The organism is Heyndrickxia oleronia (genome assembly GCF_017809215.1).
Taxonomy (GTDB): Bacteria; Bacillota; Bacilli; order Bacillales; family Bacillaceae_C; genus Heyndrickxia; species Heyndrickxia oleronia.
Genome location: NZ_CP065424.1, coordinates 419321 through 445291 on the forward strand (window position 1 = coordinate 419321; position 25971 = coordinate 445291).

27 protein-coding genes and 1 tRNA gene are annotated in these 25971 nt (G+C 35.5%); 16 read left to right on the top strand and 12 right to left on the bottom strand.

The window, feature by feature from the left end; genetic code table 11:
- The first annotated feature begins 88 nt into the window (after window positions 1–88).
- The 4 genes from I5818_RS02205 to I5818_RS02220 all read left to right on the top strand — a co-directional run bounded on the left by I5818_RS02205 (window position 89) and on the right by I5818_RS02220 (window position 3088).
- On the top strand, window positions 89–415 hold the full coding sequence (locus I5818_RS02205) for a PadR family transcriptional regulator (RefSeq protein ID WP_058004033.1): 327 nt from the start codon (window positions 89–91) through the stop codon (window positions 413–415).
- Window positions 415–1050: a permease prefix domain 1-containing protein gene (locus tag I5818_RS02210; RefSeq protein WP_078109507.1), complete on the top strand. Its 636-nt coding sequence runs from the start codon at window positions 415–417 to the stop codon at window positions 1048–1050. The genes I5818_RS02205 and I5818_RS02210 overlap by 1 nt, the downstream gene beginning before the upstream one ends.
- 47 nt (window positions 1051–1097) lie before the next feature.
- Complete coding sequence (locus I5818_RS02215; protein ID WP_078109506.1) at window positions 1098–1580, top strand: hypothetical protein; 483 nt, start codon at window positions 1098–1100, stop codon at window positions 1578–1580.
- A 290-nt stretch (window positions 1581–1870) separates the two neighbouring features.
- Complete coding sequence (locus I5818_RS02220) at window positions 1871–3088, top strand: coiled-coil domain-containing protein (protein ID WP_078109194.1); 1218 nt, start codon at window positions 1871–1873, stop codon at window positions 3086–3088.
- Window positions 3089–3392: 304 nt separating this feature from the next.
- Here I5818_RS02220 and murB read toward each other — a convergent pair whose 3' ends face one another.
- The 3 genes from murB to I5818_RS02235 all read right to left on the bottom strand — a co-directional run bounded on the left by murB (window position 3393) and on the right by I5818_RS02235 (window position 5535).
- Window positions 3393–4319, bottom strand: a complete 927-nt coding sequence (gene murB, locus I5818_RS02225; RefSeq protein WP_058004037.1) for a UDP-N-acetylmuramate dehydrogenase — start codon at window positions 4317–4319, stop codon at window positions 3393–3395.
- A gap of 242 nt (window positions 4320–4561) precedes the next feature.
- Window positions 4562–4804 (bottom strand): hypothetical protein, encoded by a 243-nt coding sequence (locus tag I5818_RS02230; protein WP_078109195.1) that lies wholly within the window; start codon window positions 4802–4804, stop codon window positions 4562–4564.
- Between the two features lie 116 nt (window positions 4805–4920).
- Window positions 4921–5535 (bottom strand): DNA alkylation repair protein, encoded by a 615-nt coding sequence (locus I5818_RS02235; RefSeq protein WP_209391846.1) that lies wholly within the window; start codon window positions 5533–5535, stop codon window positions 4921–4923.
- A 415-nt stretch (window positions 5536–5950) separates the two neighbouring features.
- Here I5818_RS02235 and I5818_RS02240 point away from each other — a divergent pair, with 415 nt between their 5' ends.
- The 8 genes from I5818_RS02240 (at window position 5951) to lepB (ending at window position 15399) form a co-directional block, all read left to right on the top strand.
- Window positions 5951–7096 (top strand): acyl-CoA dehydrogenase family protein, encoded by a 1146-nt coding sequence (locus I5818_RS02240; RefSeq protein ID WP_078109338.1) that lies wholly within the window; start codon window positions 5951–5953, stop codon window positions 7094–7096.
- A 25-nt stretch (window positions 7097–7121) separates the two neighbouring features.
- On the top strand, window positions 7122–8258 hold the full coding sequence (locus tag I5818_RS02245) for a thiolase family protein (protein WP_058004041.1): 1137 nt from the start codon (window positions 7122–7124) through the stop codon (window positions 8256–8258).
- Between the two features lie 42 nt (window positions 8259–8300).
- Window positions 8301–9905 (top strand): fatty acid--CoA ligase, encoded by a 1605-nt coding sequence (locus I5818_RS02250; protein WP_078109337.1) that lies wholly within the window; start codon window positions 8301–8303, stop codon window positions 9903–9905.
- Between the two features lie 18 nt (window positions 9906–9923).
- On the top strand, window positions 9924–11540 hold the full coding sequence (locus tag I5818_RS02255; protein ID WP_078109336.1) for a long-chain fatty acid--CoA ligase: 1617 nt from the start codon (window positions 9924–9926) through the stop codon (window positions 11538–11540).
- Between the two features lie 1427 nt (window positions 11541–12967).
- Window positions 12968–13384: a hypothetical protein gene (locus I5818_RS02260; protein WP_071977208.1), complete on the top strand. Its 417-nt coding sequence runs from the start codon at window positions 12968–12970 to the stop codon at window positions 13382–13384.
- A 38-nt stretch (window positions 13385–13422) separates the two neighbouring features.
- Window positions 13423–14187, top strand: a complete 765-nt coding sequence (locus I5818_RS02265) for a hypothetical protein (RefSeq protein WP_078109335.1) — start codon at window positions 13423–13425, stop codon at window positions 14185–14187.
- Between the two features lie 94 nt (window positions 14188–14281).
- On the top strand, window positions 14282–14863 hold the full coding sequence (locus I5818_RS02270; RefSeq protein ID WP_078109334.1) for a hypothetical protein: 582 nt from the start codon (window positions 14282–14284) through the stop codon (window positions 14861–14863).
- A 17-nt stretch (window positions 14864–14880) separates the two neighbouring features.
- A complete protein-coding gene (gene lepB, locus I5818_RS02275; protein WP_078109333.1) occupies window positions 14881–15399 on the top strand; it encodes a signal peptidase I in 519 nt (172 codons plus the stop codon).
- Window positions 15400–16205: 806 nt separating this feature from the next.
- Here lepB and I5818_RS02280 read toward each other — a convergent pair.
- From I5818_RS02280 to I5818_RS02300, 5 genes are all read right to left on the bottom strand, one after another.
- Window positions 16206–17027, bottom strand: coding sequence for a hypothetical protein (locus tag I5818_RS02280; RefSeq protein WP_078109332.1), 822 nt, complete (start codon window positions 17025–17027; stop codon window positions 16206–16208).
- A 79-nt stretch (window positions 17028–17106) separates the two neighbouring features.
- Window positions 17107–17526 carry a hypothetical protein gene (locus tag I5818_RS02285; protein WP_071977203.1) on the bottom strand — a complete coding sequence of 140 codons (420 nt, stop codon included), beginning with the start codon at window positions 17524–17526 and terminating at the stop codon, window positions 17107–17109.
- Window positions 17526–17747, bottom strand: a complete 222-nt coding sequence (locus I5818_RS02290) for a helix-turn-helix transcriptional regulator (RefSeq protein WP_071977202.1) — start codon at window positions 17745–17747, stop codon at window positions 17526–17528. Before I5818_RS02290 ends, I5818_RS02285 begins: the two co-directional genes overlap by 1 nt.
- Window positions 17748–17879: 132 nt before the next feature.
- Window positions 17880–18824 carry a S8 family peptidase gene (locus I5818_RS02295; RefSeq protein WP_244975360.1) on the bottom strand — a complete coding sequence of 315 codons (945 nt, stop codon included), beginning with the start codon at window positions 18822–18824 and terminating at the stop codon, window positions 17880–17882.
- 75 nt (window positions 18825–18899) lie between these two features.
- A complete protein-coding gene (locus I5818_RS02300; RefSeq protein ID WP_078111197.1) occupies window positions 18900–19139 on the bottom strand; it encodes a glutaredoxin family protein in 240 nt (79 codons plus the stop codon).
- 172 nt (window positions 19140–19311) lie between these two features.
- Here I5818_RS02300 and I5818_RS02305 point away from each other — a divergent pair, with 172 nt between their 5' ends.
- Complete coding sequence (locus I5818_RS02305) at window positions 19312–19908, top strand: sigma-70 family RNA polymerase sigma factor (protein ID WP_078111198.1); 597 nt, start codon at window positions 19312–19314, stop codon at window positions 19906–19908.
- Window positions 19898–20107 carry a hypothetical protein gene (locus tag I5818_RS02310; RefSeq protein WP_071977200.1) on the top strand — a complete coding sequence of 70 codons (210 nt, stop codon included), beginning with the start codon at window positions 19898–19900 and terminating at the stop codon, window positions 20105–20107. The genes I5818_RS02305 and I5818_RS02310 overlap by 11 nt, the downstream gene beginning before the upstream one ends.
- A gap of 135 nt (window positions 20108–20242) precedes the next feature.
- On the opposite strand, the gene I5818_RS02315 is transcribed toward I5818_RS02310, so the two are convergent.
- The 4 genes from I5818_RS02315 to I5818_RS02330 all read right to left on the bottom strand — a co-directional run bounded on the left by I5818_RS02315 (window position 20243) and on the right by I5818_RS02330 (window position 22451).
- Window positions 20243–20467, bottom strand: coding sequence for a hypothetical protein (locus I5818_RS02315; RefSeq protein WP_071977199.1), 225 nt, complete (start codon window positions 20465–20467; stop codon window positions 20243–20245).
- A gap of 22 nt (window positions 20468–20489) precedes the next feature.
- Window positions 20490–20560, bottom strand: a tRNA-Cys gene (locus I5818_RS02320).
- Between the two features lie 33 nt (window positions 20561–20593).
- Window positions 20594–20926 (bottom strand): hypothetical protein, encoded by a 333-nt coding sequence (locus tag I5818_RS02325; protein WP_139358215.1) that lies wholly within the window; start codon window positions 20924–20926, stop codon window positions 20594–20596.
- A gap of 664 nt (window positions 20927–21590) precedes the next feature.
- On the bottom strand, window positions 21591–22451 hold the full coding sequence (locus tag I5818_RS02330) for a MurR/RpiR family transcriptional regulator (protein ID WP_058004048.1): 861 nt from the start codon (window positions 22449–22451) through the stop codon (window positions 21591–21593).
- A 484-nt stretch (window positions 22452–22935) separates the two neighbouring features.
- On the opposite strand from I5818_RS02330, the gene I5818_RS02335 reads away from it, so the two are divergent.
- Together I5818_RS02335 and gntK are read left to right on the top strand one after the other, a co-directional pair.
- On the top strand, window positions 22936–24288 hold the full coding sequence (locus tag I5818_RS02335; protein ID WP_078109355.1) for a GntP family permease: 1353 nt from the start codon (window positions 22936–22938) through the stop codon (window positions 24286–24288).
- Between the two features lie 122 nt (window positions 24289–24410).
- Window positions 24411–25943, top strand: a complete 1533-nt coding sequence (gene gntK / locus I5818_RS02340) for a gluconokinase (protein ID WP_078109358.1) — start codon at window positions 24411–24413, stop codon at window positions 25941–25943.
- Window positions 25944–25971: the final 28 nt, after the last annotated feature.

Here is a 25971-nt window from a genome sequence, read left to right on the forward strand (position 1 = left end):
TTCTTATTTTTATTTATAACTAGCATTGCTAGGTTTTTCTTATTATGGTAAAAATGAATATACATCTTAATTCTAGGTAGGTGATTATTTGTTTAATCGAGAATTGGTCAAAGGAAGCACTTCTCTTCTTTTACTTCACTTATTGGATGAACAAGATATGTATGGATATCAATTAGCGAGAGAAATGGAACGTAGAAGCGAAGAGGCTCTGCATGTAAAGGAAGGGACCCTATATCCTGCATTGAAAAAATTAGAGGAAAAGGGATATATTGATTCTTATTGGGTTGAGCAAGAAAAAGGTCCTGCACGTAAATATTACCGAATTACAGGAGATGGGAAAGTAGTATTGCTACAAAAGTCAAAAGAATGGAATCGTTTTGTTGGAGTTATTTCTAAAATGTTAGGTGAATTATAATGTTAGATCAAAAAGCTGTATATCTAGAAAAACTGAAACAATCACTAGGTAATCATCCCGAAAAAGATATGATTTGTCGTGAAATTTCATCACATATTGCTGAAGGCATACGGGAAAGAATGCTTTATGGAATAAGTGAAAAAGAAGCTCATGATACGATTTTAAGTGACTTAGGTGACCCAACTGAACTAGGACAGAGCTATCATTTACTAGTAGAAGGTCAAAATAAAACAACTATGGCCATTCTATTAAATTGGTGTTTTTTCATCGGCGGAATATTATTAACAATAATGAATCAAATGTTTCATTTTTCGGTTCTTCATCAAGCTTGGATTGTATTAGAGCGAATATCTCAAGATATTCTTTTACTATATTCCGTTTACTGGTTTTTCTTAGGCTTCACTATTGGAAAAGTTTATGGTCCAAAAGGGAAAAAATGTATTAGTCAAATTGTAATACGAGCATTAATTCCAAATCTGTTATTAATGATTCTTGTACTGAGTAATATGATTCCCAAAGAGTTTTATTCACCACTTCTAGATCCAATATTTATTATTCTTTGTATGATTGCCACAATACTTTTCTATCCGATCAGTAGAGTAGCTTTTAACTATGGGATCGTTCACGGTCTCTAATTTTTTATACAAGTACATAGAAATTCTATGTACTAGGAGGAGAGAGAATGTCTTTAACATCTTTATCGTTTATTGCACTTATTTTAGCCTTTTTTGGACTGAAATTTACAAGAATAGATGGAAAGCTAAATTTTGTATTTAATTATTTTTGGTCTGCTGGTAGTGCATTGTTAGGTATAAATATACTTTTACTTGGAATGACAATTTTAGGAGTAGTCTTGTTTCCTATTTCAACCCCTTTTTTTATTGTGCTATCACCAGTAATTAGTGTAATTTCTTGGAATTGTATAAGGATATGCTTTAGAAAACCATTGGTAAAACGATTGTATGCCTTTTTTATAGGGCATTCTATTTACTTTATTCTTTTACTATATTGTATTTATGGTTTTTTTACCCTTAAACCTTCCTATCCAGGAGAAGATATGTTTATGTCTGGGCTGGGTTATTTGATTGGAGTGATTATTAGTTTTTTTGCAATCATTCTTGGACTCATTACATTTCTATTGCCTTATAAAAATATCAAGCATTAGGGTAGTCATTTATTCATTCGACTTTCGACAAATTTCCTATTTTCTACTATAATAAATAATTTACTTTCCATGATCATTTTTAGTTAATTTAATTGAATTATATTGTAGTAATAGAATTGAAATATAATTGTAATATGAAAAACCCCCATTTTAACATAGTTTGATGCTATAATAGCCTTTGTGAAAAAGACAGTTAATTCTTATTTTTACATAATAATAGACGATAAGATCTTAAATATATATCTACAGAATGCAACAGGAATCGACTATGAATCGGGGGAATATAGAAAATGAAGAGAAGATTACTTTCACTTAGTTTAGCGTCTGTAATTGGGACGAGCGGATTATTTACTACCCATAGCGTGTTTGCAGCCGAGAATTTAAATCAAAAAATTAATAATAAACAACAAGAAATTTCAGAACTTCAAATGAATGAAAAGAGTTTAAAAGCGACAGTTGCTGAAATTAACGCAAAAGTTGAAAATACAAATGAAAAAATGAAACAAACAAAGGCAGAAATAGCTACTACGAAACAAGAATCAGAAGAGTTAAAAGTAAAAATTGCAAAAACAAAAAAGAGAATTGAAGAACGTAATGAACTACTAGAAAAACGTGCGCGTGCAATGCAAGAGAATGGTGGTTCAAGCTATCTAGATGTGCTTTTGGGTGCAGAAAGCTTTGGAGATTTCATTGATCGGGCAATGGCGGTAACAACGATTGTCAATGCAGATCAGGATATAGTAAATGAACAGAAGAAAGACAAGGAATCATTAGAAAAAGCTGAAGCAGATCTTTCAAAGAAACTTGCAAAAGTTGAGAAGGATTTAAAAGAACTAGAAGATATGAAGGTAGCATTACAGTATCAAATTAATGATAAAAATAGTATTCTAGCAAAAATTAAGGAAGAACAAAAAGTTGCCTCAAATGAACTTGGAGAGTTAAAGGGGCAAGCAGCAAAAATTGCAGAGCAGGAACGAGCTGCTGCTGCACAAGCCGCACAAGCTGCTAAAGCAGCACAGGAACAAGCAAGAGTTACTACATCTTCCGATAATTCTAGTTATAGTGCACCACCTCAATCAAATAATGTAACTATTCATATAGGCTCTGGTGGAATCGAAACAGCTATTAGTGTTGGATCATCCATTGTTGGGCGTTCTCCATATAATTGGGGTGGTGGACGTTCTGCGAGTGATATTGCAAACCGTTCTTTTGATTGTTCATCATTCGTACGTTGGGCATATGCCGAAGCGGGAGTGAATTTAGGACCTATTTCAGGTACAACAACTGATTCATTAGTAGTTCAAGGTAGGGCAGTTAGTGCCTCAGAGATGAAACGTGGAGACTTAGTATTTTTTGATACGTATAAGAGAAATGGGCATGTAGGAATTTATTTAGGGAACGGAACCTTCTTAAATGATAACAGCTCACACGGGGTATCAATTGACTCTATGAGTAATTCTTACTGGAGATCAACATTTAAAGGTGTCGTTAGACGCGTAGTTGAATAATAAATAAAGGCTGTATTCGTATAGTTTGTTGCTTTTGTAAAAGCCCAACTGTCGGCTTTTACACTTAATACAGATTAGCAACAATGTTTGAGAAAAGAGCCGAATAAAAACACTCTATCATTAGAGTGTTTTTATTTATGGATATTTTTAAAACCTTTTCTACCAAAAGAAGAATAGATTTGGAAAAAACATATTTCTTCATTTTTTCATGTTACAAGTTATATTCGATATCTATATGATAGGAAGCTTGAAAAAGGGGTTGTCTATCAAGGGTTAGACCCTCTAATAGACAACCCCTCACTCATTATTTCTTTTCTAGATCTTCTCCAATAATCTTTACTTCTCTTTCTAATGCAACATTGAACTTTTCCAACACTGTTTTTTGAACATGCTTGATTAACGAAATATACTCTTCTGCCGTAGCATTATCTTTATTCACAATGAATCCTGCGTGCTTCGTCGATACTTCAGCTCCACCCAATCGAGTACCTTGGAGCCCGCTATCTTGAATCAGCTTTCCTGCAAAGTAACCAGGCGGTCTTTTAAATACACTGCCACAGGAAGGATATTCTAATGGTTGTTTTGATTCTCTTTTGAATGTAAGATCATCCATTACCGCTTTAATTTCATCATAGTTTCCAGGTTTTAGATTAAATGCTGCTTCGAGAACAATATCACCCTTTTCTGGGATATTACTTGTACGATAACTTAGCTCCAAATCTGCTGCTGTTCTCTTAACGACATCACCATTTTTATCAACAACCATTGCGTAATCGAGGACATCTTTAATTTCTCCTCCATAGGCACCTGCATTCATGTACAATGCTCCACCGACTGTTCCTGGGATCCCACATGCGAATTCTAATCCGGATAAATGCTCTTTTAACGCATATCTAGAAGCATCAATAATGGCAGCCCCACTTTGTGCCACAAGCTGATTTCCATTTGTTGATATGCGATTGAAGTTCTTAAGCAAGATGACAATGCCTCGAATACCGCCATCCTTTACAATAAGATTGGAACCATTCCCTAATAAGGTAAAAGGGATGTTTTCTAACTTGGCAAACTTGACCACCGCTTGTACTTCTTCATAAGTAGATGGTGTTAAGAAAATATCGGCCTTGCCACCTAGTCTTGTATAAGTATGGTTTTTTAGGATTTCATTTATTTTAATATTTCTCTCATCAATGATTGAAGTTAATTTATTATAAATATTCGTATAATCAGTCATTCATATCATTCCTTTTACATAGATAATGCCAATGGGCATCCCATTCTAGATGCTGAATTTGTCTTTACAAAAAATATGCGACTTTTTTGAGATTATGCGCAAAATTGTTAAGTAGAAAAGTTTTAGACAATAATCTAATGATAGTAATAAAATGCTTAATTATCAACTGGAAAAAGGACTATTTAATGAACGCTGACAAAGTAATTAATGTTAAAAGGGAAATGAGTTAATATTATCCTTCACTATTTCCGGTTCTTTCCAAGTAAATAACCGAAATAGAAAATGACTATATAGCTAAGTAGCAACCAAATGAGGATAGGATTTTTCTTGAAAATTTTAGCTATTTCATTACTGATTTGAAGGAGATGCTTTCCTAAGGTTCCTTCGATATGAAGTCGATAAAGATAAACGAAAAAAATAGCGATGAGGATTAAAAATATAACCCAGAAAATCCGAAAAAGTGAAACACCTTTTTTTGTCTTCAATCGTGCCCCCCCATTTTCAATGGCTCTTTTTTGTTGCGAATTAGAAAAAAACTGTAGACTACAAAGCTAGATTTTTGATGTAAAAGGCGGCGGTAGGCGTTTACTAAAGTAACCATCTACTTTAGATTATTTTTTGATTTAATCCATTTTAATGATTCTCTTTTACTAAGAGGGGCAAGATCGGTGGATTCAACGAACTGAATGACCTTTTCAGAGTCGACTTTTGAATATTCCCTTAGTGCCCAGCCAATCGCTTTTTGGATGAAGAATTCTTTAGAATCCTTTAAAAATAAAATGCTATTAAAAAGGATAGATAAATTAGTGTTAGTTTTATATTTTAATTGAAATAGTAAGATGCTTCTTTGTAACCAGATGTTATTCGATTCCAACCACTTTTCTGTTGTTGGGTGGATGTGATGTGGGTATGTTTTCATATAATGTCCTAAAACATTCGTTGCAATTGAGTCAACAGAATCCCACCAAGATTTATGGGTAATACAATATTGAATTAGAGTTAAAACCTTTTCTCTCAACCATTTTTTATAGTGATTTAAAAACAATATGGCGATCATTTGATATTCTCTTTCTTCCTTTACCCATAAATAAGTAATTAAATCCTTTAATTCATTCTGTTGAATTGAATAATATGAAATAAAGTTTTTGAAAACTTCTTTTACAAGAGGTGCGCGTAACCCGAAAAACTTGAAATTATTTTTCATATATTTTTGCATTAGGCTCTTTTCTCAACCATTGTTTCTATTTAGTTAAAGTTTTAACAAATAAATATAGGTTGAAGACCCTCAATACCCTTCAATTCACTGAGAAAAGAGCTGCAATCTTCATAAGAACCGATGAATCTTTATTAGGTGTAAAAGCCGGCAGTAGGGCTTTTACAAAAGCAACAAACTAAAAGAAAGCGTCCTTCTATTAGAAAGCTTCTTTTTTATTCGCTCGTTCCTTCAAATCATTTTCTATCTTTTTGATAGGTAACATCATTCATCACCTCTAACATATTTGATTTACACTCATCATACAACTTTTTAATAGAGTATAAAATATTTTTTTGTTTTAAGTCAAAATATTCTAATAATTATTTGTGATATCAGTTACAATAGAGGAAAGCGTGTATAAGGGGGATTGTTTCTCATGCAACATCCTTATATTAAGGAGGAACATAAAATATTTCGTCGCACATTGCAAAGATTTCTTGCAAAAGAATGTCTTCCTTTTTATGAAAAGTGGGAGGAAGATCAAATGATTCCACGATCCTTCTGGTTGAAAATGGGGGAGCAAGGATATCTTTGTCCGGATATAGACATAGCCTATGGAGGAAGTGGGGTTGATTGGGGATTTTCAGTTATCATTAATGAGGAATTAGAAAGGGTAGGCTCCAGTCTTATTGGAATTGGATTACATAGTGACATTGTGATTCCGTACATTTCAACTTATGGAACAGAAGAACAAAAGCAACGATGGCTTCCTTTGTGTGCAAAAGGCGAAATGATTACAGCTATTGCAATGACAGAGCCAGGAGCAGGCTCAGATTTGGCTAATATCCAAACAACCGCAAGATTAGAAGGGGATCATTATATTGTAAATGGGCAAAAAACATTTATTACGAATGGAATTCATGCAGATCTTGTAATAGTGGCATGTAAAACGAATCCGCAGGCTGTTCCAAAACATAAAGGGATAAGCTTGCTTGCTATTGAACGTGGAACATCTGGTTTTTCGAGAGGAAGAAAGTTAAATAAAGTAGGGTTACATTCTCAAGATACGGCAGAGTTAATCTTTGAAGAGTGCCGAGTTCCTAAGGAGAATTTGATTGGAATTGAAGGAGAAGGATTTACGTATATGATGGAAAAGCTGCAGCAGGAACGACTAATAGTTGCAATTGCTGCACAGGTTTCGGCAGAGAGAATGCTGGAATTAACCATTGATTATGTAAAATCTCGTAAGGCATTTGGAAAGTCGATTGGCCAGTTCCAACATAACCAGTTTAAGCTTGTCGAAATGGCTACTGATATTGAAATGGGGAGAACCTTTTTAGATCAATTAATAGCTGAACATATTGAAGGTGTAGACGTCGTTACAAAAGTTTCAATGGCGAAATGGAAGTTGACGGAAATGGCTAGAAATATAGCTACCCAATGTATGCAATTACATGGAGGATATGGCTATATGGAAGAATATGAGATTGCAAGGAGATATCGTGATATTCCAGTTGCTAGTATTTATGCTGGAACAAATGAAATAATGAAAGCGATTATTGCTAAAAAACTAGGATTGTAGTTAGTCAATGGAAAGGAAGATGAAGATGAAAGAAGTTGTCATTGTTGAAGGACTACGAACCCCGATCGGAAGAAAAAATGGTGATTTGAAAAATATACGACCAGATGATTTAGCGGCAGACGTCCTGAAAGCTCTTGTCGAACGTACCGGTATCGACCCTGGGATGATAGATGATGTAATTTTAGGTTGTGTCACGCAATCAGGTGAACAGGCAGGTGACATTGCGAGGGTGGCAGCATTAATTGCAGGTTATCCAATAGACGTACCTGGTACAACGATTGATCGTCAGTGCGGTTCGAGTCAACAGGCGGTTCATTTTGCAGCACAAGCTATTCTATCAGGGGATATGGATATAGTGGTTGCAGGCGGTGTCGAAAGCATGTCGAGAGTTCCAATTGCTTCAAATTTCCAAGGGGCTAATTTTAGTGCAAGATTAACCGATCGTTATGAAATGATTCACCAAGGATTGTCTGCAGAGCGAATTGCTGAAAACTATCAATTCACAAGAGAGGAATTGGACCGCTTTTCGTATGAGAGTCACCAAAAGGCTTTAAAGGCTCAAGCAGAAGGATATTTTCAACGGGAGATCATCCCAATTAGCAATGGTGATACAAAGATATATAGTGATTCAGGTCCGAGAAAGGAAACATCGATCGAGGCATTAAATTCTTTAAAAGCCTCCTTTAAAGAAGATGGCATCATCCATGCAGGAAATGCAAGTCAAATAAGTGATGGTGCAGCAGCACTCCTACTAATGTCCAGAGAAAAGGCTGAAGATCTCGGAATGGTCCCTCGGTTTAAAGTTCATACCCGTGTTGTCGTTGGATCTGACCCGACACTTATGCTAACGGGACCGATTCCTGCCACAGAAAAAGTGTTAAAAAAGGCGGGACTTACAATTGAAGAGATTGATGTTTTTGAGGTGAATGAAGCATTTGCCCCTATTCCATTAGCCTGGTTAAAGGAAACGGGTGCTGATCCCAAGAAACTTAATCCAAATGGAGGAGCAATCGCTCTTGGCCATCCTTTAGGTGCAAGTGGGGCAAGGCTAATGGTAACAATGATGCATGAGCTTGAAAGAACAGGTGGGCGTTATGGTTTACAGACGATGTGTGAAGGTTATGGAATGGCAAATGCAACCATTATTGAAAGGCTAGGGTAATTTAATTGAAATGAAAAATTCATTTAGGCTGGGGGTTCGTATATGTCCACAACAATTGGTAAACTATTCGATTTAACGGTTAAAAAGTTTCCTAATAAGGAAGCAATATATGATGTTAGACGAAATAGGAGATTTACTTATAAAGAATGGGAGGAACAGGTGAACCGTTTAGCAAATGCTCTTAAAGGGGAAGGAGTCCGTAAAGGAGATCGAGTCTCTACCTATCTGTTTAATAATGAGGAATTAGCAACTGCTATTTTTGCTTGTGCTAAAATCGGAGCGATTTTGAATCCGATAAATTTCAGATTAATGTCGGAGGAGCTCGCGTATATTTTAGATGATGCAAAGCCTAAAGTTGTCCTTTTTGAACAGATGCTAGCATCTACAATTTCCTCAATCGAACAGCGCTATCCACAAATTTCGTTTTGGTTTATTGATGATCAAACACCATCCTATGCAGCCAATTATCAACATAAGATCCAAGAAGCTTCAAGTGTTCTAGAAGAAATTTCAATCGAAGAAAATGATGATTATGCCATTATGTATACGAGTGGTACAACTGGACGTCCGAAAGGAGTTATACATCGTCATCGTGAAGTGATCGAACAAAGCCTAATTGTGATTAGTGCGATGAAGCTCCATGCAAATGATCATGGACTTGTTACTGCCCCAATGTTTCATTGTGCAGAGTTACATTGTGCACTAATACCGCGAATTCATGTTGGAGCTAAAAATACGATTTTACACCAATTTAACGCAAAGCAAATTCTATCATTAATTGAGCAGGAAAGAATCACGAAATTCTTTGCTGCACCAACAATGTGGAATATGCTCCTACAGGAAGACTTGGAATCATATAATCTTGACAGCTTAGTACTTGGTCTGTATGGTGCGGCACCAATGGCTCCAGCCTTAGTCCGTGCTTGCCAGCAACAGTTAGGTATTGCTCTTGTTCAAGCATATGGGATGACAGAAATGGGTCCTGCTATATCCTTTCTTTTAGAAGATGACCAAATGATAAAAGCTGGATCTGCAGGTCAAGCCTGTTTAAATCATGAAATCCGGATTGCTAGGACACGCGAAGATGGTCCTTCAGACCCGGATGATCTCGTTCCGATTGGGGAAGAAGGAGAAATTATTGTCCAAGGTCCTTGTATGATGAGTGGCTATTTTGAAAACGAGGAAGCAACAGAGAGGGTGATGTATAAAGGCTGGTACCATTCAGGAGATATCGGTTATATCGATGAGGATGGTTATCTTTGGGTAAAGGACCGTGTGGATGACATGATTATTAGTGGAGGAGAGAACATTTTTCCAAGAGAAATTGAGGATGTTCTTTATGAACACAAAGGCGTGTTAGATATAGCAGTAATTGGCCAGCCAGATGAGCATTGGGGTGAAAGGGTTATCGCTTTCGTGGTAAAAAAGGATCCAGCAGTAACAGAAATGGAACTAGATGAATGGTGTAAGAACAGTGAGCATCTTGCCAATTATAAGCGCCCGAGGACATATATCTTCTGTGATATGTTACCTAGAAATGCAAGTGGTAAGATACAAAAGTTTCTATTGAGAGAAAGATTAAGAAATTTTGACACCCTAAGGAATGATACAGAGAATCAAATAGGTGATTTAAAAAATTTATCATAGATAAAGGGGATATGTGTCATGATGCAGGTACCATTAACAGTTGGTTCTTTATTAGAAAGGGCTGAAAAGTTCTTTCCGAAAAAGGAAATCGTTTCAAGAACATTGTCTGGAATAAGCCGTTTTACGTACAAGGAAATCGGACAAAGAACACGTAAGCTTGCATGTGCACTAGAAAGACTTGGTATTCAAAAAGGGGATAGAGTAGGAACATTAGCTTGGAATCACCATCGCCATCTTGAAATATACTTTGCTGCTCCAGGAATAGGAGCCGTTTTACACACCATTAATCTTCGATTATCTCCAGAACATATTTCTTATATTATTAACCATGCAGAGGATCAAGTACTATTTGTTGACGAAGATATCTTGCCACTTGTTGAAGCAGTAAAAGATCATCTGAAAACCGTAAAAGCATTTATTATTATGACAGATAAGGACAAATTGCCTTCAACTACATTGGAGCCTGTCTATTCATATGAAAGACTAATAGAAGCGGGGGACCCTACACACTCCTTCATTCAAGACATTGATGAAAATGACCCTGCTGGAATGTGCTATACATCAGCAACAACGGGAAACCCAAAGGGAGTTGTATACTCTCATAGAGGCATTGTTCTCCATAGCTTTGCACTAGGATTAGCAGATACAACTGCCTTATCTGAAAAGGATACATCAATGGCTGTTGTTCCTATGTTTCATGTAAATGCTTGGGGTCTACCTTTTGCGGCTACATGGTTTGGAGCAAAGCAAGTATTCCCGGGTCCAATGTTCACACCTAAGCTGCTTGCCCAATTTATTCAAGAGGAAAAGGTTACGGTGACAGCAGGAGTACCTACAATTTGGTTAGGATTATTAAAGGAATTAGAGCAAGGAAACTATGATACATCTTCATTAAGAGGAGTTCTTTGTGGAGGCTCAGCTGCACCAAAGGCGATGATCCAGGCATTTGAGCAAAAATATAATATCCCTTTCCTACATGCCTATGGGATGACCGAAACAACACCACTTGCGACCATTTCAACATTAAAAAGCTATCAAAAGGACCTAGAGCAAGAGGAGATATTAACCATTCGCTCTAAACAAGGCTTACTAGTACCTGGATTAGATATGAAAGTCATTGCAGGTGACAATGAGGTTCAATGGAATGGAAAAGAAATGGGAGAACTACTTATTAGGGGCCCTTGGATTGCAAATGAATATTATAAGGATGATCGTACGAGTGAAGCGTTTAAGGATGGATGGCTCTATACCGGTGACGTAGCAACCGTGGATGAAGAGGGAAATATTAAACTTGTTGATCGAACGAAGGATTTAGTGAAGAGTGGTGGGGAATGGATATCGTCTGTTGATTTAGAAAATGCATTAATGGCACATGAGGCTGTATTTGAGGCAACGGTTGTTGGAGTTCCCCACCCGCGATGGCAGGAGCGTCCTGTTGCATGTATTGTTTTGAAGGATGCCTTCAAGGAAAAGGTGAATAAACAGGAATTACTTGATTTTATTGCACCACAATTCGCTAAATGGTGGTTGCCCGATGAAATTATTTTTATGGATGATATTCCAAAGACATCCGTAGGAAAGTTTCTGAAACGTGAACTAAGATCAAGGCTAAAAGACTATTTTATAGAAGCTTAATGGTTTATTACAAAAACTTTTTCTATTCATATATTTCATAATATAAAAGTTAACAATAGAATAAAACTTGGTGGTAGGAATTCCTAGCAATGTAGAATTAGAAAAGAGCTTCACTAAAAGAGTATTTGGGGATAATTTTTTTAAAACTGTATTTTTAGTAAAAATGATTAAAATAAAAGTAGATTCTAAGTAAATGGAGTGTCTGAAATATTACTTTTCAGACACTCTTTTTTTGAAAGGCTGTTTACACAATTTTGATGCTTTTGTTAAAGCCCAACTGCAAGTTTTGCTTTACACCCAATAAAGGATTCAGAGCGGTCAATGGGGTTTTCAGTTCTTTTCTAGTGAAATGAAAGGGGGGGATAGCTATATGTATCGGTATTTTCTACCTTCACGGCATTCAGACACTCTTTTAGGTTACCGAGCCCCTACACTTTACTCCATCCCGATAATCAACCGTTCTCTTTGTTTACCGAACGCCTGCAAATTCGTCCATCTCGGTAACCAAACGTTCTCTAAGGTAACCGAGTCCCCGCACTTTACTCCATCCCGGTAATCAATCCCTCTCTTTGTTTACCGAGCCCCAGCAAATTCGTCCATCTCGGTAATCAACCGTTGTCTTAGGTTACCGAGCCCTCGCACTTTTCTCCATCCCGGTAACCAAACGCTCTCTTTGATTACCGAACGCCCGCAAATTCGTCCATCTCGGTAATCAACCGTTGTCTTAGGTTACCGAGTCCCTGCACTTTACTCCATCCCGGTAATCAACCGTTCTCTTTGAGTACCGAGCGCCCGCAAATTCGTCCATCCCGGTAACCAAACGTTCTCTAAGGTAACCGAGTCCCCGCACTTTACTCCATCCCGGTAATCAATCCCTCTCTTTGATTACCGAACGCCCGTAAAATCGTCCATCCCGGTAACCAAACGTTCTCTAAGGTAACCGAGTCCCCGCACTTTACTCCATCCCGGTAATCAACCGCTCTCTTAGGTTACCAAGCTCCCGCAAAATCGTCCATCCCAGTAACCAACCCCTCCCTTAGGTTACCGTGCCTAGGTGATTATCTCCTGTTCCTTGTAAAGAACGAAACAAGATATCCCTTTTCTATGTATTTTTTAGTAGAAGAGTATTGAGTCATATAGAAATGATGAGACTAAGTGAAAATAAACCAAAATACCTATCATTTAATTGAAAATTTAGTAAAATTAGGTGTTTCGTACTGTTTCTTTAAGTAGAGATAAAAAATATAATTATATCAAATGTTCTTAATAATGGACATGGCAATAAAAAGCGTAGGTGCCTTGGTAGTCTGAAAACCAAACTTTACCTTCATTTTAGGGGAGTTCATTGATCCTGAGGGGCAGGCGCTAGAAGCTAAAAAACGTATACTCAAAGTAAAAGAAGGGGGCGGTAAATAATTAAACGGACAATGGTCATACTTTTTATCATCTTTTCACTCATCAGTGCTGGGACAACCTATGCATTATTGGATCCGAGCGGCAACTATTTAAAAGGATCTAACTCCAACTTACAAGTAACTACTAGCGAGACTCCAACAAATGAAATAGAAACCTCCTTAGAACAATTCAAAAAAGATATAAAAGCAGTAAATTCAAAATCAGAGAAGGAAATAGGTGATTATGAATCCAATAGCCTAGTTGATGTACTAAATAATATAACATTGTATCAAAGAAACCGTCTTAGCCAAGTTCAGTTATTTTCCGAAGAAGCTAAATATCAACAACTAGATAGAATAATAGTTTATACGGAACAAAAGAAACAATTTGAAAGCGAGCAAATCGTAAAGGACCTAACAGATATATTAACTGACTTAACAAAGGAGTAAGTCTAATCCTACTTTTTAAAAAGGGAGCTAATGAGTGGATGAAATCAGTTAAAGGGAAAATTGTTACCGGAGTCATTGCATTAGGACTATTATCAGGAATAGGTGCTGTATTTGCTAATACAGATGCAGGTGCAAGATTGCAAGCTTGGTATAAGGCACAATTTGATAAATCAGCAAAGGTTATTGCAGATGATACAAAGGCATATGCAAAATCAAAAGCACCGGGGCTAAAAGAAGAATATAACAATCTAAAGGATGAAAAAGGTGAGCAAATTTCTGATGCAAAGGATATGCAAACATCAATGGCTGATGATGCCATCAAGAATGCAAAGAATAGCCATATTAGGAATTTAAATAATCAAAAGGAAAAAATCCTCAACGAAATGGGCGCTGCTTTTGACGGCATCGTATCTGATGCTCAGACGGAGATTAATAGTGCAGGAGACAGAGCATATGCTCTAGCAACAAGCGATTTAGGAAAATATACAGATGCGGAAGGCAAGAAGGCGCTCACTGATATGACGACACAGTTAACAGCTTCAAAGGATAAAGCAGTTAATGAATTAAGAGAGGCCATTGATTTGGCAAAGCTGGAAATACAAAAGCAGCTTGACTATCAAACAGAAGCTTCTACAACAGAGATAAAGGCAGCAATAGATGCCAAAATTGTGGAGTTAAGAGGGCTAATTAATCAAAAAGCAGATGAATTATTATCTCAGCAAAAACAAATCATTGCCGCAAAAGCTACAGAACTTGAGCAAATAGCTAAAAATGAATTAGATTCAGTGATTAGTGGAATTTAAATCAATATTCTAATATAAGGAAAATAATAGTGGGGGGACATGTGATCAGAGTTCCATTTTGGAGCTCTGATTTGATTGAAGTGGAGGGAAGTAAATGGATAGTAAAAAGGGAAGTAGCCTAAAACAAAGGAAGCATAATAAATATAGGCTTCTAGTTGGAATTCTTTTTTTAAGTATAACAATAGGTAGTAGCATTGGTTTTGTTTATGCTGATCAAGACATTCATGGTTTATTATCCAGATGGTTTGACAATAAAGGGAGCGAATCGATTCTCACGATTGAACAGGCTATTATGACAGAAAAAGATAGGCAGAAGATGCGGTTAAAAGAAGAATTGCAACTAGAATTAAAGCGATCCGAGGATGATCTTATCTCATTTACGGAACAAGAAAGAATGAATCGTATCAATGAGCTAAAAGAGTATACTGACCACCTCATTGCTAACTTGCATATTGATAATGAAGCAGAAAAACAGCAAATGAGTGAAAAACTACTATTCATTATGAATGAAGCAATCAATGAGATGGAGAAAACAATACCGAAAAAAGAGGAGATGTCTCCAAAAGAGCCCGATGAAAATAAAGAAGCGGAAAAAGATGAAAAAGATAAATCCGAGGGAGAAACCAATCAGGAGGAAAATGGTGCAAATGAAAGCGAGGATGTAGAGCAAAAATAGAGCTGGAGGCCTGTTTAATGAGTAATGAAAAAATACTTCATTCTGAAATTGATATAAAGGATGTTCCTCGAACTGTGAAAAGAGAGTGGATTAGCTGGATACGATTTGTACTTATAATCGTAATATTATATGGAGCTATACATTATACGATTGGTATAAAAATTGTCAGTGGGGATTCGATGAATCCTACGATTCAGGATCGGGATATAGTTGTTGTAAGTAAGCTTTTCTTTACTCCAGAAAGAGGAGATATAATTGTATTAAAAGACCCAGAGGGGTTTGACATTGTCAAAAGAGTGATTGGTCTCCCAAATGATCATGTTCGAATTAAAGATGGTATTGTGTATATTAATCAGCAAGTATTGGATGAGCCATACATAATCGGTCAGTCGATGGATATCGATGAAGTGGTCGTCGGCACTGACAGTTATTTTATAATGGGTGACAATCGGACCCCAGGTGAAAGCCTTGATAGCCGTGATCCGAGCATTGGTACGATATCAAAGGAGCAAATAGTTGGCGAAAAATTATTTTAATCATAGGCTGTTTTCGTTTAGTTTATGAAAGTCCTACTGACTGCTTTTACAGCTAATAAAGATTCAGTGATTGTAGTTTTATAAAAAAGATTGATCATTTAAAACAAAGTTCGATTATTTAAAATAAATATTGATCATTTATAATAAAGTTTGATTAAAAATAACCTCTTCGGATATGATGTCTGTAAGAGCTTATTTTTATTTTTTGGACAATTTGAGGTGGAATATGATAATAGGGGGTAGCCTCAGGAACCGCATTTTCCTGACGCTACCCCTAATAGGAAAAATTAAATAGATAAGAGAACATATAGTTCAAAATCGAAAACATATTCGATGGAAGGAAAGCAAAACAAGAATCATTATTAATTTGCGTTAAAGGAGATGCAAGAGTGATCTTAGAATTATGCCGTTCACGATACTATGGCCATAGACATAGTGAAGTATTAGCTAGTGGCTACCCAAAACAGAAAGTTTCTACGTACATTTGGTATATTTATAAGTTTTTTTATAAACTGGATACAAAGTTTTTGTTTTGTGAAAAATGCTTGAACTATTCATTCCCTCAGGTAAGAAAAAGGAGTAGAACCATGCCTACTCCTTTTTCTTAATTTTTGCATCCAAAAAACACAAATAATATGCAAATGATCTGCCCTGTCATTAGATTTGTTGCACTTTTTCACCTTCAATCTATGTCGCTTTTTACAAATTAACGCGGTGGAAAGTTAATGTTTAGATAAAATACAGGCTGCCGAGGTTTCTCGGCAGCCTGACAAGGCTATTAACCTTGTTTTAATTTTGTATTGCAATTAAACTGGGCATTCTTCCGGTCTTGCTGCAACTTCGACACACATACGGCAATCCCACAGACATCCAACTTTTGCAACTGCACAAACTGCACAAAAAGCGCAAAAAAGTGGGTTCGCACAACCTCCACATAGGAGTAAACACGAAGAGGTACTAGTACAGGACGCCCAAGTACCACACCCAATACATTTCGCCATGCATTTTTTCCATTTACTTCCGGCTAATGGGACAACAATTGGTGTACCTTCATTGAAAGTCACAGCTCCCTCTTGACCATTAAACTGAATGAGAGTATTTTCATTAAAAACTAATAATCCAACGACTTCATCTTTTTCTTTAATTTCTATTGACAGTCCTTGTAAAAAGTTCTGAGTAGACTCTTGAGTTTCTTCATCAAAAGAATACTGTTCTACATTCATTACTTTGTGGCTATCTGCTGACAGATCGTATCCACCTTCTTCAAGAAATTCCATTACAGTATTATAGTCCCTGGAATTTTTGAACTTTTCATATTCTCGTTTAATGATTTGTTGATCTGTTTCAAATTTATTGAGTTGGTACGCCCAAACGTTATAAGCTTCTGTATATTTCAATTCAAATGAATTACCATTCTGTGAAACGGTTTGAGTATATTGCGTACCTATTATCTTACCCTCTTCCTCTTCGAAACCTAAATCTACTTCAACCGCAAAAAGGTCATCTGAAAAGTTTGTAATCTCGTTAAATAAATTTAAATTTAGACCGAGTTTACCATTCAAACGCTCATCGATCCGTTTTGTAACTTTTGCTTTCTCTGAAATAGATAAATTAACAATATTACCCATTTTTTAAAACCACCTTATAATATATTAGAGTTTTTCAACTCTTATACAATAAAGTGGAATTTAAGATAAATTTATAAACTTATTCTCTACTATAATTGAAAAAAAATTGAACCAATTGAGCAAACATAAATACAACCAAACTTGAAAAAAAAGCAAAACTAACAGAATCTCTAAACGACTCCAAGCTATTATCAGTAAAAATAGTAACACTTAGAAAGATAACTAGGTATAGATAAGAAATACTTAATGATGTTTTTAATCTCCCTAAAAGGAAACCGTCCATAATGACTTCTTTTTCAAACAATTTTTTGCTCTTAGTTACAGTAATAATCTCCTTTATAAGCAATACTACAGCAACTATAACGCCACCAGAAAAAACAATTCCATTAAAGGTAGATCCATCACTAAAATGCTTAATTGCCAAAAACGCAAACAACAAAATAAACGCTAACTCTATAATCAACTTTAGAAATTTCGGCATTTTTAATGTACCACCCATTAAGAATCACTCCCTTCATCAATATAAAAAACTTCTTTAATATCTTTTCCAACAGCAATACTAATCGCATATGCTACAACAATAGAAGGCGCATAGCTTTTATTTTCAATTGAGATTATGGTTTGACGGTGAACATCTGCTTTATCTGCTAGGTCTTGTTGTGTCATGTCATTTAACAACCTGAATTTTTTAACATTGTTATAAACAATAGGCTTTTTCACATTTTTTCACCTCATAAAATGTATATGATACTATACATTACTAAATGTATAGTATCATATACATTTAGTGTTGTAAACCATATATGTAAAAAAATACAAACAACCTGAAAAAGCATTGTTTGCATGAAACATTTAACTTAATTGTAAAAAACCGTTCCCCACTTGTTTCAGTGGATAGTCAGGTAGATTTAGAGCGTTTATTAACAGGTAATGATATACATACATGGGAATGAGGCTAGTATCTATATCTTTCATTTTTTTAATAATTAATGCCGCTGCCCCTGCGACAAATGGTGCCGCCATTGATGTTCCAGTTAATTCAGCATAGTTATTATTTAAGTGCGTTGACAATATGTCCTCACCTGGCCCTACGATGTCTAAGTTCACATTAGAATTTGAAAAGCTAGATGGAATATTATATTTAGAAATAGATCCTACTTGAATAACTTCTTTATAAAAACCAGGATATGATAACTCAACAGTTTCACCTTTTCCGTCACCCTCATTACCTGCGGCTGCCACTAAAACTATACCCTGCTTTCTTGCCCTTTTTATTATTCGATGTAATTCTTCGTTGTATTCACTTCCACCAAGAGACATATTTATAATGCTTACTTTTTGACCTCTAGGACCAACCCAATTCATTGCGTGATCTATTGCTTGGATTAAATGTGAAAAATTACCAACTCCGTTTTTATTTATTACTTTCAGTATAAGTAATTTACTCCTTGGAGCTACTCCAACAACTCCATTATCTCGCTCCGGTGAAGCAGCTATTATTCCAGCGACATGAGTCCCATGACCGATATAGTCTTGGAAATGATATGGGTCACTTCCGTCATCTTCGGTAAAATTGTAACCGCCAATTACGTTGCCGGCCAAGTCTCGATGGTTTTCAATTCCGCTATCTATTACAGCAGTAATTATCCCATCACCTTTATCTGTCTGATCCCAAATATCTCTTGCTTTAATAAGATCAAGCAAATTATGATCCTCACTTAATACTCTTAAAACCTTATTTATTCTAATAGGTTCTACTTTAAAGTCATATTTAAGAGATATGCTAGATTTTTCCAACTAAACACCTCCAAAAATCCCTTTATTTTACAGACGAAATTGAATTTCAATGTATTATATTAATATACCTATCTTTTATAACAATCTTTCTGCTAATATCTTTGGATTAAACCCTACGAAGGAATCTACCTCCTTAGTATTTTCATCTTCAATTGTCATGTAGGGAATAACTTTAATACCTTTATTTTGCAATTCCTCAGCAAATTTAGCCTTTTTAACATTCTTTTCGATATAGTCTATTTGATTATTTTTGAGCCATTTTTTTAAAGAAACACAATGAGGGCATGTATCACTCGAATACACTGTTATCTTCATTTTTAATCACTCCCTTTCTTTTATTACTAAAAGTGTATTTTTTCAAAAAATGTAAACCAGTCTGCTAGTGAATTTTTTTAAAACAGAATATATGTGAGCATCCAGTTTATAATTCACAAGGCTATTTCACTTATATAAGTAGGTGGAAATTTTTTTGAAGGAGTGACAATTAATGACATTATCTAACTGTAGCAATATAGTGAAGTCTATCTTACTAAAAAACAACATTCTAGATAATAACTTGCTAAGGACTTTCCTAGAAGATGAAAATCACTTCGAATTATTTGAAAAGGCTATCAATGATCCAAGCAAAGAAAATAAGCTCAAGGTGGAAAACGCATTTAATAACTACTACCTACAGATTCGCAAGTTTACATATCTTAATAGTTTAATACGCATTTATTCTATAGATTTTGAGAAGAAAGAAAGAAAAATGAAGCAAAGGTATTCATTAATTTTGGATCAACCAATAGATTCAAGTAATAACGAACATGCGTCTACACATCTTAGTTTATACAGTGACAATGAAAACACTCGTGAACAATATCATTCTTTATATGAGGCCATTAGCGATGAGAAGTTATTTGCTGCATTAGACCAACTTACACAATTCCAGTATAAAGTCCTCGAACTGATCTATCACCGCGAGCTAACAAGATCGGAAGTTGCAAATTTGTTTAATACAAGCCCTCAGAATATATCAAACACCCATAGAAAAGCTATAATTAAATTAAAGAATTATTTGAGGAGTGATGATAGTGAATCTTGATGAATTATGTTGTGACTTACATCCATCCCTTATTAATAAATTAAATGCAACAATGAGAAAAAAACTTTCAAATGTACACCCTAATGATAAAAATGACTTACAACAAGAACTTTGTATTAAAATATTTGAAAAGTCACAAAAAATAGAGTTCAGGGATAACCCACCTAAATTTTGGAGTTTTTTCAAAGAAACCCCCTAGTTAATGGAACCCCTTTTTTAAAATTATTAAACGGAAAGTTGTTATTACTTTTTTTATAAACATTTATGCAACCCCTTGCCACAACAAAAGAGAGAACGTGTCTCACGTTCTCTAAAATCTGTATTGCATATATTATCAATCCTGCTCTATACAATCTTGATGGCAAACGCATAAGTTTATACCATAAGTATCCTTTACTACTTTTTTGAGTTCTTTTATTTCAGTAGCATATGAAATACATAAATCTTGGTATTCTTCAATTTCGCTTTCCTCATTACAGCTCTTTATACATTGAGATGATTTAATCAGGTTAATTTTTAAATTAGTGTAGTCCTCTAACGCCTTTTCTAGTGATTTCATTTTTTACCTCCTCGAATACGAAAGGTGATACTCGGATTCGAACCGAGGATCAAGGTTTTGCAGACCTTTGCCTTACCTCTTGGCTACATCACCATTAATAAGAGGAATGAGATAATAAGAATTAACTCATTCGTTACAATAACCCCCATACAATTTATGAGCTTCATATCTCTTACAAAATTCCGCATAACCAATATTCACTATGAGGCCAATAACACTTGTTAAAAGGTGATTTACAACAGAAATAATAAGCGTCTCAACGATACTATTAGTCTTCAATTCAATATCTGACTGATTGATCTCATTAACTTTTTGCTCAAGATGACTAACGGTTGCTTCTGGCAATTTACCTATGATGGCTTCTTTATTAAGGCTAATCGATGGCCCTTTGATTACAATTGAACTGATTACATCTTCAATGGGTAAATTTATTTTCATCGAAATCACACCTCCTATCATTTTAAGTGAACACCTATTAACAAAATTAAACCAACAAGGATTTTTTGTGAACATACATGACTAATATGTAATGTACTCCTTATTAACCAATATCCCAATATTTTTCCTAATAGGCTTAGTGACAGGGTTGCTGCTATGAACTGTTGGTTTAAAACAAAGTTGAACTGTTTGTAAAAAAGTTGCACCGTTTATAAAAAAGATGCGATGTTTATAAAAAAGTTTAACCGTTTGGAAAGCTGAATTCTTAAATAAACATTGTTATATGGGGATTTCTAAAATATTTTGATCAAACTTTTTTATAAAAATTGTTCATGTATTCACAAGGGAATTCTCCATTTTGATCAATCTTTGTTTTAAATGAATGGCTTCCATTTGTGGCTAAATCAGTGTTTATATTAAGGTTTTAGTCAATCTTTATTTCAAAGCTACAGTGATACTTGTGAAGCTAGATGCTCTTTTCTCGGTTAATTGATTTGGGAAATTTTCAACTTATATACTAGTTAAAATATTTAAAAGTGATATTGTTTGAGAAGAGCCCAACCATAGTAGAATATCCTTTCTAAGAATTTATTATAGTAGCTATGGATTTACTAACAGGTAAAGAACTTATCATATAAAGGGGGCATCTATTAATGGTTTAGCATTAATAGATGCCCCTTTTGGATTATAACTTTTTTAAAGAAACAGCTTCACGCATCTTATGAAGTGACTCATGGCCAGCATTATTAAGTTTGGCCATGACATTTACATAAAGAGCATCAATGATACTTAATTGCGCAATACGTGACGAGAGTGCTTCAGATCGGTAATCTGTCTCTTGGGAAGCAGTAAATAATGGTATATCTACCTTTTGGCTTAAGGGGGATTTCGCTAGATTGGTAATTCCAATTGATTTTGCTCCATTTTTTTTGGCAATTTGTAGAACATCCATCATATCTTTATTAGACCCTGAGTGAGAAATCAACACAATCACATCTTGATCAGTTAATTGTGATGCTGACATTATTTGAAAATGGGAATCAGTATAAGCGACTGATTGTATGCCAGTTCTTAAAAATTTATGATGGGCATCCATTGCAATAACCCCTGAACCCCCATTCCCGTAAAATTCAACTCTTCTTGCGTTCATAATCATTTCGATAGCATCCTCAAAACGATTTTCATTAAAAATATTTAATGTATCATCTAGTGTCCGAATATTTGCTTTGAACACCTTTTCTGCTATTTCTTTTTCAGTATCATCCTCTTGGATGGTTTCATGAATATCTTGTATAGGGTTGACAATCTCTGAAGCTAGTGCGATTTTCATTGATTGAAAACCATTGAAACCGATTCGTTTACAAAAACGGAAGACCGTTGCATCAGCAACAAATAAATCATCAGACACTTGGTTAATCGTAGAATGAATGATTTTTTCAGGGTGTTCTAATATATAATCGGCAATCGTTTTTTCCTTTTCACTAAATTGAGAGTACATTGTTCGGATTCTAGGTAAGCAGGGGAAGTTATTAAAATTTGCTCCCATCTGTAAAAAACCTCTTTCTATTACTTATATCTATTATATTGTAATACAATTCTCACTGTTTTTGTAAACGGTTTCGAAAAAAGTTGTTGGTAAAGGTTTCTTGTTAAGAATTACTAGATATTATTATCAGAAAAATACCGTAGAATATGATTTCACCCCTCGTATACAAGTAATAACAGACATTTAAGGTTTTTCTTATCTGTTTTACGAATGATTACTCATCCGCTTTAGTCTTATATATTTAAGAAATATTTTATATGTAGGAAAAATATTCTTAATCAAAAATGTTGAAATAAAAAATTTTTATCGTAAAATAGTAATGTGATGAAAAAATATTTCTTCAATATTAATGTAAACGTTTAATATTTTTCCGTTGCTATTACGTCTTTAATATAAACAACGTAGTAGGGAATGGTTTTATAACAAAATGGAACCGATTACGGCTAAGAATGTAAGCCTTATCAATGGTGTTCTTCTAGGAGGTATGGAAAAGATGTCAGGTCATGATATAAGTCTATTAATTTACACTTTGATCGCTATTATCCTTTTGATCTTTTTGATTGCAAAAGTAAAATGGCATCCATTTGTTGTTCTATTATTAACTTCTGTCATACTAGGTATGCTAGCAGGAATGAAACTTCCTGATGTGGCAGATGCCATCCAAGATGGGGTGGGAAATACGCTTGGCTCTATAGCAGTTATTATTGGTTTAGGGACAATCCTCGGGAAGATGCTGGCTGAGTCCGGTGGAGCTGACCAAATAGCTAATACACTGTTGAATAAGTTTGGCGAGCGTAAGGTTCATTGGGCAATGATGATTGTTGCCTTTATCGTTGGGATTCCTGTTTTCTTTGAAGTAGGACTTGTACTTTTAATCCCATTAGTTTATACCGTAGCAAGGAAATCGGGGATGTCACTATTAAAAATAGGAATTCCGATGGTAGCAGGTTTATCAACTGTTCATGGTCTTTTGCCACCACATCCAGCACCGATGATCGCGGTTGAAGGTTTAAATGCAAATGTCGCTAAAACTATACTTTACGCATTAATTGTAGCAATTCCATCCGTTATAATTGCCGGGCCAGTTTTTGGTTCGTTTATCGCAAAAAGGATATCTGGTCTAGAAATGCCAAAAGCATTGTCAGAACAATTTTCAAAGAAGGATTCAAAGGAGTTACCAAGCTTTGGAATTACACTATTTACCATTCTTTTACCAGTAATTTTAATGTTAATTGGATCTTTAAGTGATGTTTTAGAAGAGAGTAAGACATTATCAGAATGGAGTGGGTTCCTAGGAAAACCAATTGTTGCGCTATTGATTTCAGTCATCGTTTCCTTTTTCACTCTTGGATATGCTAGGGGCTTTAATAAACAGCAGCTTTCAAGCTTTATGGGTGAATGTTTAGCACCTACCGCTACCATTATTTTAGTCATTGGTGGGGGAGGAGCCTTCAAGAATGTTTTAATTACGAGTGGGGTTGGAGATGCTATAGCTAACCTTGCTGTAAATACGCATATTTCTCCAATCTTGTTTGCTTGGTTAGTAGCAGCATTAATTCGTGTAGCAACAGGTTCAGCTTCTGTTGCGATGACAACAGCAGTTGGAATTGTTGCACCAGTTTTAGCCAGTGTGAATGGTGTTAATACAGAATTAATCGTTTTAGCTATTGGTTCAGGATCATTGATTCTGTCACATGTGAATGATGCGGGCTTCTGGATGGTGAAAGAATTTTTCAATATGAGTGTCGCTCAAACATTAAAATCATGGACGGTTATGGAAACACTTCTTTCCATCGTTTCACTCATAATCGTGCTATTATTAAGTGTAATAGTATAATATTAGTAAATGATCATTCGGGGCTGCTATAAGCAAAGTGTTAGACACTTATGTAGCAGCCCCTTGCCGATTTTTTAGTTATACCAAAACTTGAGGTGAAATAAAACATGAAACAGTTATATATGATGGGTGTGGATATAGGAACAACAAGCACAAAGGCAGTCATTTTTACAAAAAGTGGCGAGGTTATTACAACTTTTTCAAAGGGGTATCCTCTTTATAATCCGACTCCATCTATTGCTGAACAGGACCCGGAAGAAATCTTTCAAGCGGTGATCACAGTTATTAGAGAAGTAATGAATAAAAGTAAGATACGACAGGATGAGCTAAGTTTTATCTCTTTTAGTTCAGCTATGCACAGTGTCATTGCAGTTGATGACCAAGGCACTCCACTAACGAAAAGTATTACTTGGGCAGATAATCGAAGTGTGAAATATGCGGAAGAATTAAAAGCATCTAATCGAGGATTAGATTTATATCGTCGAACAGGAACACCAATCCATCCGATGTCACCGATTACGAAATTAATATGGTTGAAAAATGAACATGTAGATGTTTTTCAGAAGACATATAAATTTATCGGCATAAAAGAATATATTTTTTATAGATTGTTTCATCAATATGTAATGGATTACTCATTAGCTTCAGCTACAGGAATGTTTAATGTAAATACACTGCAATGGGATAAAGAAGCATTAGAAATTGCAGGAATTACAGAGGAGAAGCTCCCAATCCTTGTGCCAACAACACATGTTTTGCATGAAATAGACCATCAGTTTGCTTATGAAATGAATATCTCCAAGGCGACCCCTTTTGTAGTAGGAGCAAGTGATGGAGTTCTTTCCAATTTAGGATTAAACGCCATTAAACCCGGTGTTTTAGCTGTTACGATCGGTACAAGTGGGGCAATACGGACTGTTAGCAATAAGCCATTAACTGATCCGAAGGGACGAACATTTTGTTATGCCTTGACCAAGGATCATTGGGTGATTGGTGGTCCAGTAAATAATGGTGGAGTTACCTTCCAATGGGCCCGTGATCAATTTGGCCAGACTGAAATTCAACAAGCAGAGAAGTCTGGTGCAGATGCATATGAGCTACTAACAGAAATGGCTGAAAAGATAGCTCCTGGAGCAGATGGACTAATCTTCCACCCGTATATGGCGGGCGAACGTGCGCCAATTTGGAATGCCGATGCACGAGGATCGTTTTTTGGACTTGCGCTATATCACACCCGTGCTCATCTTGTACGTGCGGTGCTTGAAGGTGTAATTTATAATCTTTATAGTGTTATGCTTGCCTTACAGGAATTAATCGGGGAACCGAAAAAGATTCATGCGAGTGGAGGCTTCGTTCGTTCAAAGCTGTGGTGTCAAATTATGGCGGATGTTTTTGGACAGCCTGTGACCATACCTGAGAGCTTCGAAAGCTCATGCTTAGGTGCAGTTGTTTTAGGATTATATGCATTAGGTGAAATTGAGCAATTAGAAGTGGTAGAAGAAATGATTGGCTCTACTAACGATATCGAACCGAATGCTCAGAATACTAAAACGTATGAAGAATTAATGTCCATTTTCCTTTCAATCAGTAGAAAAATGGAAGAGGATTATCACAGAATTGCTGAGTATCAACGAAAATTAGGGAAGAATGAATAAATCCATGAAAAAAGCCATCTGAGACAAA

Excerpts from the sequence above, each read along its gene's own strand:
- I5818_RS02285 (WP_071977203.1), bottom strand. The coding sequence starts at position 17,526 with ATGGGTGGTACATTAAAAATGCCGAAATTTCTAAAGTTGATTATAGAG.
- I5818_RS02245 (WP_058004041.1), top strand. The coding sequence starts at position 7,122 with ATGAAAGAAGTTGTCATTGTTGAAGGACTACGAACCCCGATCGGAAGA.
- I5818_RS02215 (WP_078109506.1), top strand. The coding sequence starts at position 1,098 with ATGTCTTTAACATCTTTATCGTTTATTGCACTTATTTTAGCCTTTTTT.
- I5818_RS02210 (WP_078109507.1), top strand. The coding sequence starts at position 415 with ATGTTAGATCAAAAAGCTGTATATCTAGAAAAACTGAAACAATCACTA.
- I5818_RS02270 (WP_078109334.1), top strand. The coding sequence starts at position 14,282 with ATGGATAGTAAAAAGGGAAGTAGCCTAAAACAAAGGAAGCATAATAAA.
- I5818_RS02280 (WP_078109332.1), bottom strand. The coding sequence starts at position 17,027 with ATGGGTAATATTGTTAATTTATCTATTTCAGAGAAAGCAAAAGTTACA.
- I5818_RS02235 (WP_209391846.1), bottom strand. The coding sequence starts at position 5,535 with ATGCAAAAATATATGAAAAATAATTTCAAGTTTTTCGGGTTACGCGCA.
- I5818_RS02260 (WP_071977208.1), top strand. The coding sequence starts at position 12,968 with ATGGTCATACTTTTTATCATCTTTTCACTCATCAGTGCTGGGACAACC.
- lepB (WP_078109333.1), top strand. The coding sequence starts at position 14,881 with ATGAGTAATGAAAAAATACTTCATTCTGAAATTGATATAAAGGATGTT.
- I5818_RS02250 (WP_078109337.1), top strand. The coding sequence starts at position 8,301 with ATGTCCACAACAATTGGTAAACTATTCGATTTAACGGTTAAAAAGTTT.
- I5818_RS02300 (WP_078111197.1), bottom strand. The coding sequence starts at position 19,139 with ATGAAGATAACAGTGTATTCGAGTGATACATGCCCTCATTGTGTTTCT.
- I5818_RS02240 (WP_078109338.1), top strand. The coding sequence starts at position 5,951 with ATGCAACATCCTTATATTAAGGAGGAACATAAAATATTTCGTCGCACA.
- I5818_RS02325 (WP_139358215.1), bottom strand. The coding sequence starts at position 20,926 with ATGATAGGAGGTGTGATTTCGATGAAAATAAATTTACCCATTGAAGAT.
- I5818_RS02265 (WP_078109335.1), top strand. The coding sequence starts at position 13,423 with ATGAAATCAGTTAAAGGGAAAATTGTTACCGGAGTCATTGCATTAGGA.
- gntK (WP_078109358.1), top strand. The coding sequence starts at position 24,411 with ATGATGGGTGTGGATATAGGAACAACAAGCACAAAGGCAGTCATTTTT.
- I5818_RS02220 (WP_078109194.1), top strand. The coding sequence starts at position 1,871 with ATGAAGAGAAGATTACTTTCACTTAGTTTAGCGTCTGTAATTGGGACG.
- I5818_RS02330 (WP_058004048.1), bottom strand. The coding sequence starts at position 22,451 with ATGGGAGCAAATTTTAATAACTTCCCCTGCTTACCTAGAATCCGAACA.
- I5818_RS02315 (WP_071977199.1), bottom strand. The coding sequence starts at position 20,467 with ATGAAATCACTAGAAAAGGCGTTAGAGGACTACACTAATTTAAAAATT.
- I5818_RS02305 (WP_078111198.1), top strand. The coding sequence starts at position 19,312 with ATGACATTATCTAACTGTAGCAATATAGTGAAGTCTATCTTACTAAAA.
- murB (WP_058004037.1), bottom strand. The coding sequence starts at position 4,319 with ATGACTGATTATACGAATATTTATAATAAATTAACTTCAATCATTGAT.
- I5818_RS02255 (WP_078109336.1), top strand. The coding sequence starts at position 9,924 with ATGATGCAGGTACCATTAACAGTTGGTTCTTTATTAGAAAGGGCTGAA.
- I5818_RS02335 (WP_078109355.1), top strand. The coding sequence starts at position 22,936 with ATGGAAAAGATGTCAGGTCATGATATAAGTCTATTAATTTACACTTTG.